Consider the following 15,900-nt stretch of genomic DNA (forward strand, 5'->3'; position numbering starts at 1 on the left):
CGCGAGGGGGCGGGCGGGGTCGACGCCGCCCGGCCGCGGGGAGGAGGCCGCGTCGCGGCACCGTCCGTCATCGCGGCGCCGCTCGCCCGCGCCCTGGGTCCGGGGGTGCTTCGGTGGTCGCTCCCGGCGGCACCCCGGTCCCGACCCGAACGCGAGGGGGCGGGCGGGGTCGACGCCGCCCGGCCGCGGGGAGGAGGCCGCGTCGCGGCACCGTCCGTCATCGCGGCGCCGCTCGCCCGCGCCCTCCGGGCGGCCGGAGGGCGCGCGTTGTCCCACTCCCGCCGTCCTCCGGGTCGAGCGCTGCTCGCGCGGCGGACCGGACGGCGGTGGCCGCCGCCCGGGGCGGTACGGTGCACGCGGACAGAGCCTCCCCTCCGGAGTGCGCCATTCCGGGCGCATCACGTCATTCCGGGCCGGAGGGGCCCGACGGCCGACGGGAAACGCGGCGCCGGGCGGTCCGGCGGACCGGCGGTGGCCGGTCCCCGTGGCGGGGGCGACGAGGAAGAGCGCGAGACGGGGAACGACGTGGGACCACGGAAGAGAGCCATGGCGGGGCTGGCGGCGGCGGTCGCCCTCGGACTGGGCCTCGCGGCCTGTTCGGCGGACGAGGCGGAGCCCTCGGCGGCCGAGGAGAGGCCCGCCGCCGGGACCACCGGGGCCGCGCCGTCGGAGACGCCCTCGAAGGCGGCGTGGGAGGCCCCCGCGTCGTGCACGGGGCTGAGCCTGCGGCCGGGTGCGACTCTCGACGGCGATCCGCTCGGCACGTGCGTCTCCGAGGCGCTGTCGAGCCACGGCTCCGGAAAGATGCGCATCACCGCCGACACCTTCGGCGACGTCGAGTTCACCTATGACCCCGAGTACAACTTCCAGGGTGAACTGACCAGCTCCGAGGGCCCGGTCAAGATGGTGTTCCTCGACGGGACGATGTGGATCGACCGGGGCGACGGGCCCGTCAAGGGCGACAAGGACTCGGACGACCCCCAGGAACAGCTGGTCGGGGTGACCGGCGAGCTGTACCGGGTCTTCTCCGACGTCAAGTACACCGCCGAGATGGTGCGGTCGCAGCCGGTGTGGAAGGTCGACGACGCGAAGGACTCGATCGAGCTGCCCGACGGCGACACCGTGCAGGCGTACCGGATCACCAGCGACGGCGCCTTCACCTGGAACGGCTTCCCGGTGCGGGACTTCGTCCTCTGGTTCGCCGAGGACTGGACCCCGGTCGGCGACCAGGCCACGATGGAGGTCGCCGGCACCCGCGCGACCCACACCCAGCACTTCTACGACCTGGGCGAGCCGGTGGAGATCACCCCGCTCGGGTAGTGCGGGGCCCGGGGGCGGACGCGGCGCCGCCGCCCTGCCGGCCCAGGTGGGCGGCCACCGCGCGCCGTCCGAGGGGAATCGTGCGCGCACCGGTGTGCGGGAGCGCGCCGTGGTGCCCACACCGACGCCGGACGCGCCCCGGGGGCCGCCCCGGGGCGCCGCGCGCTCAGCCCTTCAGCGCCGAGACCTCCCGCATGCGGTCGGTGAGATCACGCACGGCACGGGTTCCGGCGTAAGGGACGACGCTCCGGCGCACCATGGCGAAGTGGTCGTCGCCCCGCACGGACGAGACGTGCTCGTACTCGTCCAGGAACCGCGTCCAGGACTGGCACGCGGCGTCCACGTGCCCGTGCCGGAGCTGGCGTTCACCGAGCACCGCGTAGGCGTGCACCCGGCCCTGGCGCTCCTGGGCCGGCTGCACCCGGATGGACTGCTTGAGGGCCCGGACGCTGCCGGGGTAGTCGCCCTCCTCCATCAGTACGTGCGAGACGTGGAACAGGTAGGCGGTCATGTCGTAGCCGCCGACGGCGTCCTTGCGGGTGTCGGCCCGGGAGAGCGCTGTCTCGGCCTCGCGGAGGCGGGCGTGGGCCTGGCGGCGGTCGCCCACCATGGAGGCCGCGTGGGCCTGCTGGCCGCGCAGGAAGGCGACGAGCCGGGGGCCCGCCACCGGCGCCGCCTCGGCGGCGGAGTCCGCCAGTTCGAGGGCCATCCGGCCGTGGCCGAGGCTCGACGCCTGGAGCGACATGCCACGCAGGGTCCGGCAATGGGTGAGGCGGTCCCCCGCTTCGTCGGCGAGCCTCAGCGCCTTTGAGTAGTAGGTCTGGCCGAGGCCGTGGGCCTTCTCGTACATGGCCATCCACCCGGTCAGGTACGTGAGGTCGGACGCAGCGGCGAGCATGTCCCGTCTGACGTCCTCGGACGCCCGGGCCCTCAGCCACGGGCCCACGCTGTTCACGAGCAGGGCCGCGGCCATGGGGCGCGCGTGTCCGGCTCCCCATTCGTCCAGGACGTCCGCGATCCGCTCGGTCATGGAGCGGACGGCGGTCACCTGGGCCGGGCCGATCCGGGGAGCGGTACCGCTCCGTGGACCGGGCCGGTCCGAGGTTGCCCGCGCGGTCTCCTGGAACAGGGGTACGGAGAGCGCCGCGGTGAAGAGGGTGGTGGAGAGGATCTTGCGCCGGGATGGGTCCATGTCCGCCCTTCCTAAGGTGATCAGCTCCTCGACAGTGTCGACGGAGGGGGAGCCGTCGACGGACACCGGCGGCTGGAGGCCGGCCTCCCCGTAGGTGACGGGCCGTCCGAGCCGGGCGGACAGCGCCTCGACGATCAGGGGTCTGACCTGCGGCTTCGGTGGTGTTCCGGCGATCCAGTGCGCAACGGCCGTCCGGTCGTACCCGATGTCGAGTCCGGCCTGGGGGCCGAGCCGGTTCACCTGCTGCGCCAGTTGTGTGCGCGTCCAACGTGCCTGGTCAAGGAGGTCGGCCAGGGCGGGATTGGGTGTGCGCTTCCTCGTGGCCATGCGTTCAACTCCCGACAGCTCACGGCGTTCACGGTGTTCACGGTCGCACCTGCTCTCCACGGTACCCGCAGACAGTCATCGGGGGGTTACCTCGTGTGAGTAACGGGACAGCGGAACAGGCGTGGGAAGCGGGAACCATGACGAGAGAGCGCGACACCACCGGCCCGGTGGGGGATTGGCCGCCCGGACCGGCCGACGGTGCCACCGGGGAACGAGGGGAGCCGGGGCAGGACGGCACCGCCCCGCCGTGCTCCGGCGGTTGGCGCGGCGCTGTCCTCGGCGAGGACCGCTGCGGGGGACCGGCGTGCTGAGGGAACGGGGCGCCGGGCCCGGGACGGAAGCCGCTGTCAGGACGTTCTCCCGCGATGCCGCCGCCGTACCCGTGGCGCGGCGCTTCGTGGTGGCCACGTTGACCGGCTGGCGTATCCAAGCGCTGGTGGGCGACGCCGAGTTGATCGTCTCCGAACTCGCCTCCAACGCCGTCCTCCACGCGTCCGGCGACTCGTTCCGGGTGGCTCTGCGCCGCTTCGACGCCCACCGGTTGGGGATCGCCGTGGCCGACCGCAGCCGGAGGCGGCCGGCGAGCCGCGCCCCGGACGCGGCGGACGGCCACGGCCGGGGGCTGGCCATCGTCGAGGCGGTGTCGGCGGGTTGGGGCACGGAGGTGCATTCCTGGGGCAAGAGCGTCTGGGCCGAACTGGCGGTGCCGGTACCGCCGCACGGGGATCCGGCGCGGCTCGCGTCCCCGGGCGCGGAGCGTACGGCGGTCCGTCCGTGAGGGGCCGCCGCGCCGACGCCGGGGTCGGCCGGGACACCCCGACCGTGGGCGTACCGGCCGGGGGCGGCCCCCGTGACGCCGTCCCACCGCCGGGAAAGGGGAACCCCACGGCTTCCGCCGTGAGGCGGAACACGGTGGTCGACGCCGCCCTGCTGGACACCGCCACCCGGCGGATCATCACCCGCGCGGTCGCGGACCTGTGGCCGGGGCGGGAGGCCGTCCTCGGCCCCCGGTGCCCGAGCGCGGCCTCGTACCTCCGCCGGGTCGTGGTGGACGGCGAGGAACTGACCGCCCGGTACGACTGGCTCGGCCTCCCGCTCGGGGCGGTCCTGCGGGGCGCCGGGGGGACCTGGGCGCAGGTCCGGCAGGCCCAGCGCGCCTACCTGGCGAACGCCGACCCGCTGACCGCGCGCGAGGCCCGGCACCTGGACCGTCTCCGCGCGCTCGGCCGCCCCCGGGTGTGCGGGACGGCCGGCCTGCGCGGCGGCGTGCTCCTCACCCGGACCGCACCCGGCACCCCGGTCTCCGACGTGCTGGCGGCCCGCCCGTGGGAGACGGGCATGCTGCTCGACGAAGTCCTCGGCGCCCTGGCCGCTCTCCACGGCCCGCCGGGGGCGGGACGCCTGCGCGGGGTCGCGACGGTGGGCGAGCGGTCCGTGGTCCGGGTCTTCCGCCGGACGTTCGGCGGCCCGAGCGCCGCCGCCCGGCTCCGGGCGCTCGGCCGGGGCGGCGGACTCCCGGAGGACGCGCGACGGAGGGCCGTGGTCCCGATGGGGAGCGCGGCGCGGCGGCTGCTCCCGATGGCCGACGCGCTCCCGCCCCAGCGGGAGACGGCCGTGTTCGGGAACCTCGATCCCGAGCACGTCCTGCTCGACGGCCCGCGCCTGACCTTCACCCGCCCGGCCGTCCGGTGGGCCGCCGGACCCCAGCCGGACCTGGCGACGCTGCTCGGCCGGGCGGTGCTCGTCGCCGCCGGGCATCCGGAGCCGAGGGCGGCGCGGCAGATCGTGCGGGGCGTGGCCGCGACCCTCGAACGGCACCTCGCGCGGCTGCCCGGGCGCGAGCGGACGGCCCGGCTGCGGGAGGTGGCGCTCCTCTGGCTGATGGACACCCTGAACGTCCTGGCGGACTGCCTCGGCGCCGCTCCGGAACTCCCCCTGTCCGCCCGCCGCCGGGCCCTCGTCCCCCGGGCCCCCACGATGGCCGCCGCCGCGGACCGGATGAGCGCCGTGCTCGCCGGCCCCCTGACCGGGCCCGCCCTCCTGGACGCCGTCCTCGCCGAGGCCGACCGGGCCGTCGGAAGGGCCGGTGACGGGGCCGCGACCCGGAGGACGGCGGGAGGGCCACGGAGGTGAGCGGCCCCTCCGGACGGCCGGGTCGAACCCCGGGGGCGGGGTGCTTCCGCAGGGACGATAACCCCGCTCCGGTCACCCGCGCGCTCCGGCGGGCCGGCCGACGGGGCCGCGTCCCCGCAGGGGGTGGCGGGCCCCGGCCGCTCCCACCGCCCGTCCCGGCGGGGAGCGCCGGGTCCCGGGTCAGCCGTCGGCCGGACGGAGTCCGTGCTCGGTGGCGAGGGCGCCGAGCCGGGCGGCCATGGTGGTGTCGAGGGAGGTGATGGTGTCCCCCGCGTCGTGAGTGCTGAGGGCGAGGCGGACGGTGCCGTAGAGGATCGTGACCTCGGCGTGGTGGTTCGCCTCGTCCTCGGCCGCGGCCACCGCCGCGTAGAAGGCGGGGACGGCCGAGCGGTCGGCCCTGAAGACGGCGGTGAGCCGCCCGTCCCGGACGGTCCAGCCGGGGAGGCCGGTGAGGGCCCGGTCGAGTTCGGCGTCGGTCAGCGGGGTCGCGGCCATGGGGGGCTCCTTCGGTTCAGCGGATGTCGGGGGCGAGGGGAGCGGACGCCCGGTCGAGCCGGGCGCCGAGCGGGTCGTTCCGGGCGGCGGACGGTCGGGGCGTCGCCGTCCCGGCGCGGCCGTCCCGGCGCCGGTCCGTTGCCGGGGCAGCCGCCGCCCGTGGCCGGTCCGCCCCACCGGTGGGCCCGGCGCCGGTCCCCATGGCGTCCCCTCGCGTACGGCCTCTCCAACGTAGTGCCCGACGGACCTTCCCGAAGCGGGAGATACGTCGTGTCGGTGCGTCCGTTCCCGGCGGCCGAAGGGTTCTCCCCGGCGGCTGGGTCTGCCCGGCCATCGGGCCGGCCATCGGGCCTGCCGCCGGGGATGTCCGGGGAGCCACGACCGGTCCACGGAGGGGAGAGGCGAAGCCGCGCCCCTCCGCTCACCGCGCCGCGGGCGGGACCGGGTACCGGTGGGCGGAATTCGGGTGACCCGGGGGAACGGGCCGGTCAGGATGGGGGCATGAGTGACGGAGTGGTGGGGGAGCGGCGGCCGGTGGCCCTGGTGACGGGGGCCGGGCGGTCGGCGGGGATCGCCGCCTCCGTGGTGCTGCGGCTGGCCCGGGACGGCTGGGACGTGGCGTTCACCTACTGGACGCCCTACGACGCGCGGATGGAGTGGGGCGCCGAGCCCGGGGCGCCCGGGGCGCTGCGGGAGCGGGCGGCGGCCCTCGGGGCGCGGACGTACGCCGTCGAGGCGGACCTGAGCGACCCGGCCGCGCCGGCCAGGGTCCTCGACGCCGCCGAGCGCGAACTGGGCGGCGTCACCGCCCTGGTGCTCTGCCACTGCGAGTCCGTCGACTCGGGCCTGCTGGACACCACCGTGGAGAGCTTCGACCTGCACTTCGCGGTCAACGCGCGGGCGACCTGGCTGCTGATCCGGGAGTACGGGCTGCGGTTCCGCGGGACCCACGGCACCGGCCGCGTCATCAGCCTCACCAGCGACCACACCGTCGGCAACCTCCCCTACGGGGCGAGCAAGGGCGCCATGGACCGGATCACCCTGGCCGCCGCCCGGGAGCTGGCCCACCTCGGGGTGACCTGCAACGCCGTCAACCCCGGTCCCGTCGACACCGGATGGATGACCGAGGAGCACCGGGCGGACATGGTCCGGGCCACGCCCCTGGGGCGGCTCGGCGTGCCCGGCGACTGCGCGAACCTCGTGGGCTTCCTCTGCTCGGAGGAGGGCGGCTGGGTCAACGGCCAGCTCCTGCTGAGCAACGGCGGCATCGGCTAGGCACGCTCCCCGGGGGGCCTGCGGATCCGGGGCGGCCGGTTCCGATCCGCCCGCCCGGCTGCCTACCCGGGCGCCCGGCGCCGGTACGCCGGTACTCGGTACGCCCACGCCCCACACCCCGTGGTCCGATCCGGCCGGCGGTCCCTACGGGCGCTCCGGGCGCACCGGTCCGGCGGTGCCGTCCGGGCCCAGCGCCGCGCCCAGCGCGGTGAGCCTGCGGTGCAGTTCCGGGTCGGGCGGCGGCTCGGGGAGGAGCGGGACCGGGGGGCTGGGGGAGCCCGGGAGGCGGGTGCGGGACAGCAGGGCCAGGACGGTCAGCCCGGCGCCGGCGCGGGCGGCGGCATCCGGCGCGGGCGGTGCCGGCGGGGCCAGAACGGTCCAGGACAGGAGGCGGCGCACCGCCAGCACGGCCGGCCAGAGGCGGTCCGCCGTGCCGGTCGAGCGGATCTCCTCGGCGGGCACGGCCGCGTGCATGTCCCACAGCTCCGCCGTCCGGCGCCAGGCCGCCCCCTCGGCGGCGGCGTCGTACGTCCCCGCGCGCAGCCGTTCCCGTACGGCCGTCCCCGTCGCCGCCACGGCCTCCGACACCGCCGCGCGCACCCTGCCCGCCGGGACCCCGGGCACCAGCAGCGCGGCGGCCACCCCCAGGGCGAGGCCGAGCGTCAGGTCCAGCAGCCGGAACGCGGCGAGCCGACCCAGCCCGGGGCCGGCCGGGTCCGCGGCGGCGACCAGCAGCAGGGCGACCGGTGTGTTCACCACCGTGCGCAGCAGCAGCGCGCCGGGCGGCACGGCCCGCGAGACGGCGTGCGCGGCGGTGGCCACGACCCCGGTCACCCAGGCGGCTGGCTGGTACGCGTGGAAGACCACGGCGGTGAGCGCCACCCCGGCCACCGTCCCCGCCAGCCGGGTCCGGGCGCGCTGCGCGGGCTGCCGCCCCGGACCGCCCTGGAGCGCGGCGGCGGCGCCCACGGCCACCCACGCCGGGTGCAGCACGGGGAGCAGCGCGCCGAGGACGGTCCCCACCGCGACGGCGAGACCCACCCGCAGGGCGACCGTGAGCACGGGGGAGTCGCGGGACAGCAGCCGCCGCAGGTCCGCGCGGCGGCTCTCGCGGGGCGGCAGGGGAACGGGCCAGTGGCCGGCCGCGCCCCGCAGGAACTCCGGTACGGGTACCGGGGGTTGGCGGAGCGCGATGCGGGAGCGGGGCGTTGTCCGGCCGTCGCGTGCGCGGTCGGCGGGCGAGGGCGGGTCACCGCCGTCCGTACGACTGCCGCTCCCCGCGGTGCCGGTGCCGAGGCCGTTCACCGTTGTGTCGGTGCCGCTCAGCGTCGTGCCGGAGCCGTTCACCGTCGTGCCCGAGTCGGTGCCGGTGCCGGTGCCGGTGCCGCTTGCCGTCGTGCCGGAGCCCGTGCCGGGTGGCGTTGTGCCGGTGCCGGAGCCCGTGTCGCTCCCCGCGGTGACGGCGCCCGTGCCGTGCGCCGCCGTGCCGTGATCCGGGGCGGGGCCGTCGCCGCGGGTGCCGGGTGAGGTGGCGCCGCCGAGGGGGTCGGCCGCCGGGGGCGGGGGGTGCGGGCCCGGCTCCGGTGTCCCTCCCGCCGCGATCTCCGTCGCCGCCGTCCCGAGCCACCGGGACCACCCGGGCGGCACGGGCGCCCCTCTCCCTTCCGTCCCGGCCCCCTCCACCGCGTCCCCGGACACCGCGCCCGCTCCCGCCCCGCCTTCCTCCCCCTCGCGCCGCCCCCTCCCGCCCACTTCCGCCGTGCTCCGTGCCGCGTCCAGCACGGCCTCCAGCCGGGCCAGCAACGCGTAGAGCACCAGACGCCGTTGGCCGGGTACGGCGGCGTTCCGTCCCCTGCCCCGGGCGTCGTCGAGGGCCACCCATGCCGCGTGGGCCGCCGTGTGCGCGCGCCGCTCAAGGGCCGCCGGTCCGCCCGAAGGCCCCGCCCGCGCCGTACCGGAGCCGCGACCGCAGCCGGAGCCGGAGCCGCGATCGGAACCGGAACCGCGACCGCCCCCGGCGGCGCCCTCCGCGCGCGCTCCGGCGGCGGGCCCCGGCCCGGCCCCCGCACCCGCCCCGGCGGCCCCCGCCACCGCGCGGGCCCCCGCCCCCGTGAACTCCCCGGCCGCCCGGAACGCCCCCGCCACCGCGCGCTCCTCCGGGAGGCAGGGGCGGGTCAGGCGGCCGGACATGCCGAGGGTCCAGGACACCGCCGCCCCGAGGGCCACACAGCCCGCCCGCGCGGCGGTCTCCGTGAGGCCCGTCGGCGGCAGGAAGGCCCCGAGCGCGGCGGTCAGGACGACGAAGTAGCTGCCCGGACCGCTCAGCCGCAGCGTGCGCACCAGCAGCGTGGCCGCCACCGCGACCACCGTGAGCGCCGCCGCCATCGTCCACACGTTCCCCGCGGCCAGCGACCCCGCGACGAAGGCCGCCACCATGCCCGCCGACAGCCCCGCGAGCAGCGGCCCCCGCCGGGGGTAGGGATCGCCCGCCCCGTACGCGTCGGCGTAGCAGCCCAGCGCCGCGAAGACCCCGTAGGGCACCCCGGCGACCGCCGCCACGCCCCCGAAGGAGAGCCCGAAGCCCGCCGCCGACCGCAGGGCCCGCCCCCGGTCGAGCCGCCGCGCCCCCTCCCGCCACCGCCGTGCCGCACGGATGGCGGCAGCGCTCACCACAGGGCCCGGGCGACGCCCGCGCCCGCGAACGACAGCGCGAGGCCGAGGGCGACCGTGACCAGGAGGTAGCCCGCCGCCCCGGCCAGCCGGCGGGCGCTCGTCATGGACAGCAGTTCGCTGGAGAACGTCGACCAGGTGGACAGCGCCCCGCAGAACCCCGTCGACAGCAGGGCCTGCCCGTCCCGGCCGAGCGCGCCGTCGGTGCCCGCCTGGACCAGGAAGCCGAGCAGCAGGCAGGCGGCCATGTTGGCGAGGAAGGTGCCCCAGTGGAAGGCGGACCGCAGGTGCTCCCGCGTCAGCACGCCGGACAGATGGCGGAGCGGTGCCCCGGCCGCCCCGCCCACCAGGACCAGCAGCCACTCCATCAGGCGCCCCCGTCCGGGCGTTCCGGCCCGCTCCGCGCGGCCGGGGAGCCGCCCGCGCCCCGCCGGAGCCCGCGACCGGTCAGGGCCAGGCGCGCCAGGGCCGTGCCGAGGGCCACCCCGGCCAGCGCCCCGGCCACCGTCACCACCATGGAGCCCACGGCGGTGCCCGGCTGGCCGTTCTCCAGCAGCCGCCGGGTGTCGTCGGTGTACGACGAGAAGGTGGTGAAGCCGCCCAGCACCCCCGTGCCCAGCAGCGGGTTCAGCAGCCGCGGCGCACCGGTGAACCGCTCCTTGAGGGCCACCGTCAGCACCCCCATCAGAAAGCACCCGAACACGTTGACCACCACGGTCGTCCAGGGGAACACGGCGGAGCCGATGTGCCAGAGCAGGGAGGAGTCGCTGCCGTTGCGCCAGAGGCGGGACAGCCCGTAGCGCAGCAGTGCGCCCACGGCCCCGCCCAGCGCCACCGCGGCCAGCACGGGGCCCCGGGAGCCGGGGGTGTGATCGGGGTGGGGGTGAAGGTGCACATCGCCCATAAGGTGCATATCGTCACACTAGCTGGCGGCCGGTCACCCGGCCCCGGCACGGCCCGCGGCGGCACCGCCCCCCGGCCGACGGCCCGTCAGGGGTCCCTTCCGAAGGAGTACGTGTGGCCTCGCAGCCCCCCGGTCCCGGCACCGGACCGTCCGCCCCCGCCCCGGGGGCCGCGCCCCGGTCCGCGGCGCACACGTGGCGGGACACGGCGCTCGGCGCGCTGCGCGGGGTGGGCCAGGTCGACTTCCAGGCCAGTGTGTGGACCTCCCTGGTGATCCTCGCCGCGCTGTGGGTGGAGGGCTGGCAGACCGGCCTCTTCGCCACCATCGGCGCCGTCGCCGCCACCCTCACCGCGCGCCTGCTCGCCGTCCCGCACGACTCCCTGACCCAGGGGCTGATGACGTACTGCGGGGTGCTCGGCGGCATCGCCATGCTGGTCTACCTCGGCCACCACCCCTCGACCTACGTCATGGCCGTGTCCGCCGCCGTCATGTGCACCCTGGTGACGGCCACCCTCACCACCCTGCTGGCCCCCTTCGGGCTGAGGGCCTTCACCGGGCCGTTCTGCCTGGTCTCGCTGGTGATGGTGCTGGGCGCCCCGTCCTTCGACCGGATCTGGCACGGCACCCCGGAGACGGCGGTCACCGGGGCCACCTCCAAGAGCCCCGTCCTCGACTGGACCGATCTGTGGCAGGGCTTCTTCTCCAACGTCTCCCAGATCTTCTTCGTCGAGACCTGGTACGTCGGCCTGATCATGCTCGCCGGACTCTTCCTGGCGGGATGGCGGGTCGGCGCGTTCGCCGCGCTCGGCAGCGCCGTCGGGCTCCTCACCGCCTGGGCGCTGGGCGCCCCGGCCGTCCTCGTCCACGAGGGCATCTACGGCTACAACGCGGTCCTGACGAGCCTCGCCTTCGGCGTGGTCCTGCTGCGCCCCACCTCCTGGAACCTCGGCTACACGGTGCTGGCCGCCGCCGCGACCACCGCCCTGACCGCCTCCCTGGCGGTGTTCTTCGAGGAGTTCGGCAGCCACACCTTCACCTGGCCGTTCAACATCGCCACCTGGGCGCTGCTGGCCGCCGTCCCCACCCTGTCGCGCATCACCCCGCTCACCGACGACTGACCGCCCCGCCCCGCACACCCGTCCGACGTCCCCCACCCGCTCCGGCCCGATCCGCACCGCCGCCGTCCGCGGCCCCCTCCCGCGGACGCGCTTCCCGAGGAAGGCAGCCCAGCCCATGAACCTGGCCCCCCGAGAGATCGACAAACTGCTCGTGTACGTCGTGGCGGACCTGGCCCGCAAGCGCCGCGACCGCGGACTGAAGCTGAACTTCAGCGAGTCGGTGGCCCTCATCACCGAGGCCATCCTCGAAGGCGCCCGGGACGGGAAGACCGTCGCGGACTGCATGGAGCTGGGGCGGCACATCGTCCGCGAGAACCAGACCATGCCGGGCGTCCGGGAGATGCTCCCGCTGCTCCAGGTGGAGGCGACCTTCGACGACGGCAACAAGCTCGTCTCCTGCCACGACCCGGTCGGCGGCTGAGCCGTGCGCCGGGGCACGGTGGTGGCCGTCGGCGGCCACGAGAGCGACGGCGGACGCGCCCTGCGCGGACTGCTGGACCCCGGGGTGGCCCGCGTGGGCCGGGGGCGCGAACTCCTCGCCCGGGTCAGGGCCGCGCGCGCCCGGGACGAACCGGTGTGCGTGGTGCCGATGACCCTGGGCCGGGACCCGGACCTGGTCGCGGACACCGCCCGCACCCTGCTGGCCCTCTCGCCCGCGGAGCGCGCCGGCACCGTGCTGGCCGGGCCCTTCGGCACCGCGGACCACCTCACCGGCTGGCTGCGGTCGGCCGCCCTGCGGGTGCCCGCGGACCGGGCGCTGCTGGTCACCGCGCCGACCGGGGACCCCTTCAGCGACGCCGACCTCTTCCGGATCGCTCGCCTGGTGCGGCAGTACGGACGGCACCGCCTCGTCGAGACCGCCCTGATCGGCGGCGACCCGGACCCGGCGGAGGGCGTGCGCCGCTGCCGGGCCCTCGGCGCGGAGCGCGTCGCGCCGCTGGCCGCCTCCTGGGTGCTCCCCGTCCTCCCCGCCGGGGAGAGCGATCCGGTCCGGCCGCTGCTCTCGGCGCCCGCGGTGGCCGGGGTGCTCGCCGCCCGCGCGGCCGACGCGTGGCACCGCCACGACCGGCACGGCGACGACGGCCTGTCCCGCGCCCTGACCGCCGCCCACGGCCACGGACACGCCCACAGCCACGGCCCGGGGGACCACGCGCACGACCACGGCACCCCCGGCCACGCGCACGACCACGAGCACGGCACCCCCGGCCACGACCACGCCCCCGGCGGCCACGGGCACGACCACGGCGCGCACCCCCACCCCCACGGCCCCGGGGAGCACGGCCCCGAGCACCGCGCCCACGGCGACCACCCCCACGGAACCCCGGCGCACGGCGCGCACCCCGACCCCCGGGACGGCCGCGCCCCCGCCCCGTACGCCCTCCCCTTCGGCAGGAGCCTGTCATGACGCTTCCCCCCCGCCACCAGTACGGCGAAGGCACCATCGAGATCAACGCCGGACGGCGCACCGTCAAGGTCACCGTCCGCAACACCGGCGACCGGGCCATCCAGGTCGGCTCGGACTACCACTTCTTCGAGGCCAACTCCGCCCTCGAATTCGACCGCAACGCCACGCTCGGCACCCACCTCAACATCGCCGCCGGGACCTCCGTCCGCTTCGAGCCCGGCGGCACCCGGGAGGTCGAGCTGTGCGCCTACGCCGGCACCGGGCGGCTCACCGGCTTCAGCGGCCTGCTCAACGGCAGCGTCAAGTCGCACCCCGCCCGGGTGGAGGCCGTCGCCCGGGCGTTCCAGCGCGGCTTCCGCGGCGCCGAGGGGCTGCCCGGGAACACCGCCGGAAAGTCCTCGTCCGCCGGGAAGTCCTCCTCCGCCGGAAAGGCCGGGGGCAAGGGCGACTCCGCCGGGTCCGGTGCCAAGAAGGCCAAGAAGAAGGGAACGAACTGACATGCCGACCCTCTCCCGCAAGCAGTACGCCGACCTGTTCGGCCCCACCGTCGGCGACCGCTTCCGGCTGGCCGACACCAATCTCGTCGTCGAGGTCGAGAAGGACGTCCGCGAGGGCTCGTACGGCGACGAGATCGTCTACGGCGGCGGCAAGACCATGCGCGACGGCATGGGCTCCGACCCGCAGGCCACCGCCGCGCAGGGCGCCCTCGACCTGGTGATCACCAACGCCGTGGTGCTGGACCCGGTGCTCGGCGTCGTCAAGTGCGACATCGGCGTCAAGGACGGCTTCATCGCGGGTATCGGCAAGGCGGGCAACCCGCAGACCCAGGACGCCGTGGACCCCCGGCTCGTGATCGGCACGGGCACGGAGGTCATCGCGGGCGAGCACCTGATCGCCACCGCCGGGGCCATGGACGCGCACGTGCACCTGATCTCCCCGCAGCAGTGCGAACAGGCCCTGAGCAACGGCATCACCACCCTCTTCGGCGGCGGCACCGGGCCGACGGACGGCAGCAACGGCACGACCTGCACCCCCGGCCCGTACAACCTCGCCCGTCTCCTGGAGGCCGCCGAGGACCTGCCGGTCAACATCGGCATCATGGCCAAGGGCAACGGCAGCCTCCCCGCCGCGCTCGACGAGCAGATCGAGGCCGGGGCCGCCGCCCTCAAGGTGCACGAGGACTGGGGCTCGACGCCCGCCGTCATCGACAACGCGCTGGCCGTCGCCGACCGCCACGACGTGCAGGTCGCCATCCACACCGACACCCTCAACGAGGGCGGCTTCTTCGAGGACACCCGCTCCGCGATCGACGGCCGCACCATCCACACCTTCCACAGCGAGGGCGCGGGCGGCGGCCACGCCCCCGACATCCTGCGGGTCACCGGCGAGCCCAACGTGCTGCCGTCCTCCACCAACCCGACGCTGCCGTACACCAGGAACTCGGTCGACGAACTGCTGGACATGGTGATGGTCTGCCACCACCTCAGCCACGACATCCCGGAGGACGTGGCCTTCGCGGACAGCCGGGTGCGGGCGGAGACCATCGCGGCCGAGACGGTCCTGCACGACCGGGGCATCATCAGCATGGTCTCCTCCGACTCCCAGGCCATGGGCCGCGTCGGGGAGTCCGTCACCCGCGCCTTCCAGATCGCCCACGTGTGCAAGGAGGCGTTCGGCCCGCTGCCCGAGGACTCCGCGCGCAACGACAACGAGCGGGTGCTGCGCTACCTGGCCAAGGTCACCATCAACCCGGCCATCGCCTGCGGCGTCTCGGACCACGTCGGGTCGCTGGAGGCGGGCAAGCTCGCGGACATCGTGCTCTGGCCGATGCACTCCTTCGGCGCCAAGCCCAAGATGGTCATCAAGGGCGGGGTCATCTCCTGGGCGCAGATGGGCGACCCCAACGCCTCGCTGCCCACGCCCCAGCCGGTCTACTACCGGCCCATGTTCGGCCAGTACGGGCGGGCCCTCCAGAGCACCCACGTCACCTTCATGTCCCAGGCCGGCATCGCGGCCGGGGTCCCGGAGCGGCTCGGACTCCGGCGGCGGGTGCTGCCGGTGCTCAAGACCCGCACCATCGGCAAGCACAACATGGTCCGCAACGACGTGCTGCCGGAGATCGAGGTCGACCCGGAGACGTACAAGGTGACGGTGGACGGCGAGGTGGTGACCATCGACCCGGCCCGCGAACTGCCCCTCAACAAGCTGTTCTTCCTCGCCTGAGCCCCATGTTCCGCGACGAGGACACCTCCCTGGAGACCGCCGGCCCGGGCCCCGGCGCCCCGGCCGGCACGGCGCCGCCCCGGACCGCCGCCGCCCCGGCCGCGACCGCGGTCGGACAGCTGCTGACCGCCCTCCAGCTCACCGACTCGGCCTTCCCCAGCGGCTTCTACACCCTCTCCCACGGCCTGGAGGGCTTCACCCAGCAGGGCGCGGTCGACCGGGACACGCTCCCCGCGCTCCTGCACGACGTGCTGCGGCACGGCGTCGGCCCCTCCGACGCCACCGCGCTCGCCCTCGCCCACCGGGCCGCCTCGGCGGAGGACTGGGAGACCGTGGCCGCCGTCGACCGGCGGCTGCACGCCACGAAGCTCAACCGCGAGTCCCGCCAGGCCGCCACCCGCACCGGGCGGCAGCTCCTGGACCTGGCCGCGGAGGTCTTCGGCGGGCCCGGCATCGTCCGCTACCACCGCACGGTGGCGGAGCGCCGGGCGCCGGGCACCCAGGCCGTGGCCGCCGGGGTCGTCCACGCCGCGTCCGGGGTGCCGGCGCGGCAGGCCGTCGCCGCCGACCTGTTCGCCTTCTGCGCCAGCTTCGCCGGGGCGGCGCTCCGGCTGCGGCTCACCGACCACCGGCTCGCCCAGGTCCTGCTGCGGGGCGCGGCCCCGGTCATCGAGCGGACCACCCGCGAGGCCCTGGCCCGGGACCTCGACGACCTCGGGGCGACCACCTTCGCGGTCGACGTGATGTCGGCCCGCCACGAACGGGCGGAGGCCCGCCTGTTCGCCAGCTAGGGGGTGCCGCGCACCCCGCCCGACACCGGGTGCCGGACACCCCGGCA

At 76.3% G+C, this 15,900-nt stretch carries 15 protein-coding genes; 10 read left to right on the plus strand and 5 right to left on the minus strand.

Translation table 11 applies throughout. The annotated features are described in order from the left end of the window. Positions 1-546: 546 nt before the first annotated feature. Positions 547-1,320, plus strand: a complete 774-nt coding sequence (locus tag ACZ7LB_RS27550) for a hypothetical protein (RefSeq protein ID WP_471471919.1) — start codon at positions 547-549, stop codon at positions 1,318-1,320. Between the two features lie 166 nt (positions 1,321-1,486). On the opposite strand, the gene ACZ7LB_RS27555 is transcribed toward ACZ7LB_RS27550, so the two are convergent. Further along, positions 1,487-2,839 (minus strand): hypothetical protein, encoded by a 1,353-nt coding sequence (locus tag ACZ7LB_RS27555; protein ID WP_471471920.1) that lies wholly within the window; start codon positions 2,837-2,839, stop codon positions 1,487-1,489. Between the two features lie 304 nt (positions 2,840-3,143). Between ACZ7LB_RS27555 and ACZ7LB_RS27560 the strand changes: the two genes are divergently transcribed. Beyond that, positions 3,144-3,617 (plus strand): ATP-binding protein, encoded by a 474-nt coding sequence (locus tag ACZ7LB_RS27560; RefSeq protein ID WP_471471921.1) that lies wholly within the window; start codon positions 3,144-3,146, stop codon positions 3,615-3,617. Positions 3,618-3,736: 119 nt separating this feature from the next. Next, positions 3,737-4,972: a hypothetical protein gene (locus ACZ7LB_RS27565; RefSeq protein ID WP_471471922.1), complete on the plus strand. Its 1,236-nt coding sequence runs from the start codon at positions 3,737-3,739 to the stop codon at positions 4,970-4,972. A gap of 180 nt (positions 4,973-5,152) precedes the next feature. On the opposite strand, the gene ACZ7LB_RS27570 is transcribed toward ACZ7LB_RS27565, so the two are convergent. Then, on the minus strand, positions 5,153-5,467 hold the full coding sequence (locus tag ACZ7LB_RS27570) for a 4a-hydroxytetrahydrobiopterin dehydratase (protein WP_471471923.1): 315 nt from the start codon (positions 5,465-5,467) through the stop codon (positions 5,153-5,155). A gap of 501 nt (positions 5,468-5,968) precedes the next feature. Between ACZ7LB_RS27570 and ACZ7LB_RS27575 the strand changes: the two genes are divergently transcribed. After that, positions 5,969-6,742 carry an SDR family oxidoreductase gene (locus ACZ7LB_RS27575; protein ID WP_471471924.1) on the plus strand — a complete coding sequence of 258 codons (774 nt, stop codon included), beginning with the start codon at positions 5,969-5,971 and terminating at the stop codon, positions 6,740-6,742. Positions 6,743-6,886: 144 nt separating this feature from the next. Here ACZ7LB_RS27575 and ACZ7LB_RS27580 read toward each other — a convergent pair whose 3' ends face one another. From ACZ7LB_RS27580 to ACZ7LB_RS27590, 3 genes are read right to left on the minus strand one after another with little or no spacing between them, the layout of a single operon-like run. Further along, positions 6,887-9,412, minus strand: a complete 2,526-nt coding sequence (locus ACZ7LB_RS27580; RefSeq protein ID WP_471471925.1) for an FUSC family protein — start codon at positions 9,410-9,412, stop codon at positions 6,887-6,889. Continuing rightward, positions 9,409-9,783, minus strand: coding sequence for a fluoride efflux transporter FluC (locus ACZ7LB_RS27585; protein ID WP_471472005.1), 375 nt, complete (start codon positions 9,781-9,783; stop codon positions 9,409-9,411). Before ACZ7LB_RS27585 ends, ACZ7LB_RS27580 begins: the two co-directional genes overlap by 4 nt. After that, positions 9,780-10,316, minus strand: coding sequence for a fluoride efflux transporter FluC (locus ACZ7LB_RS27590; protein ID WP_471471926.1), 537 nt, complete (start codon positions 10,314-10,316; stop codon positions 9,780-9,782). The genes ACZ7LB_RS27585 and ACZ7LB_RS27590 overlap by 4 nt, the downstream gene beginning before the upstream one ends. A gap of 113 nt (positions 10,317-10,429) precedes the next feature. Here ACZ7LB_RS27590 and ACZ7LB_RS27595 point away from each other — a divergent pair, with 113 nt between their 5' ends. The 6 genes from ACZ7LB_RS27595 to ACZ7LB_RS27620 all read left to right on the plus strand — a co-directional run bounded on the left by ACZ7LB_RS27595 (position 10,430) and on the right by ACZ7LB_RS27620 (position 15,853). Then, entirely contained in the window at positions 10,430-11,434 is a 1,005-nt protein-coding gene (locus tag ACZ7LB_RS27595) for an urea transporter (protein ID WP_471471927.1), read from the plus strand. Between the two features lie 115 nt (positions 11,435-11,549). After that, on the plus strand, positions 11,550-11,855 hold the full coding sequence (locus tag ACZ7LB_RS27600; protein ID WP_265295832.1) for an urease subunit gamma: 306 nt from the start codon (positions 11,550-11,552) through the stop codon (positions 11,853-11,855). Positions 11,856-11,858: 3 nt separating this feature from the next. Next, the gene (locus ACZ7LB_RS27605; RefSeq protein WP_471471928.1) at positions 11,859-12,839 is read left to right on the plus strand and encodes a sirohydrochlorin chelatase; all 981 of its coding nucleotides are present in this window, start codon (positions 11,859-11,861) and stop codon (positions 12,837-12,839) included. Next, entirely contained in the window at positions 12,836-13,336 is a 501-nt protein-coding gene (locus ACZ7LB_RS27610) for an urease subunit beta (protein WP_471471929.1), read from the plus strand. The genes ACZ7LB_RS27605 and ACZ7LB_RS27610 overlap by 4 nt, the downstream gene beginning before the upstream one ends. Position 13,337: 1 nt before the next feature. Continuing rightward, a complete protein-coding gene (gene ureC, locus ACZ7LB_RS27615) occupies positions 13,338-15,062 on the plus strand; it encodes an urease subunit alpha (RefSeq protein WP_471471930.1) in 1,725 nt (574 codons plus the stop codon). Between the two features lie 5 nt (positions 15,063-15,067). Continuing rightward, entirely contained in the window at positions 15,068-15,853 is a 786-nt protein-coding gene (locus tag ACZ7LB_RS27620) for an urease accessory protein UreF (protein WP_471471931.1), read from the plus strand. Positions 15,854-15,900 lie beyond the last annotated feature (47 nt).

This window comes from Streptomyces sp. NPDC107521, from assembly GCF_055598485.1.

Coding starts and splice junctions, on each gene's coding strand:
- ACZ7LB_RS27555 (WP_471471920.1), bottom strand. CDS start 2,839: ATGGCCACGAGGAAGCGCACACCCAATCCCGCCCTGGCCGACCTCCTT.
- ACZ7LB_RS27600 (WP_265295832.1), top strand. CDS start 11,550: ATGAACCTGGCCCCCCGAGAGATCGACAAACTGCTCGTGTACGTCGTG.
- ACZ7LB_RS27610 (WP_471471929.1), top strand. CDS start 12,836: ATGACGCTTCCCCCCCGCCACCAGTACGGCGAAGGCACCATCGAGATC.
- ureC (WP_471471930.1), top strand. CDS start 13,338: ATGCCGACCCTCTCCCGCAAGCAGTACGCCGACCTGTTCGGCCCCACC.
- ACZ7LB_RS27575 (WP_471471924.1), top strand. CDS start 5,969: ATGAGTGACGGAGTGGTGGGGGAGCGGCGGCCGGTGGCCCTGGTGACG.
- ACZ7LB_RS27550 (WP_471471919.1), top strand. CDS start 547: ATGGCGGGGCTGGCGGCGGCGGTCGCCCTCGGACTGGGCCTCGCGGCC.
- ACZ7LB_RS27570 (WP_471471923.1), bottom strand. CDS start 5,467: ATGGCCGCGACCCCGCTGACCGACGCCGAACTCGACCGGGCCCTCACC.
- ACZ7LB_RS27620 (WP_471471931.1), top strand. CDS start 15,068: ATGTTCCGCGACGAGGACACCTCCCTGGAGACCGCCGGCCCGGGCCCC.
- ACZ7LB_RS27590 (WP_471471926.1), bottom strand. CDS start 10,316: ATGGGCGATGTGCACCTTCACCCCCACCCCGATCACACCCCCGGCTCC.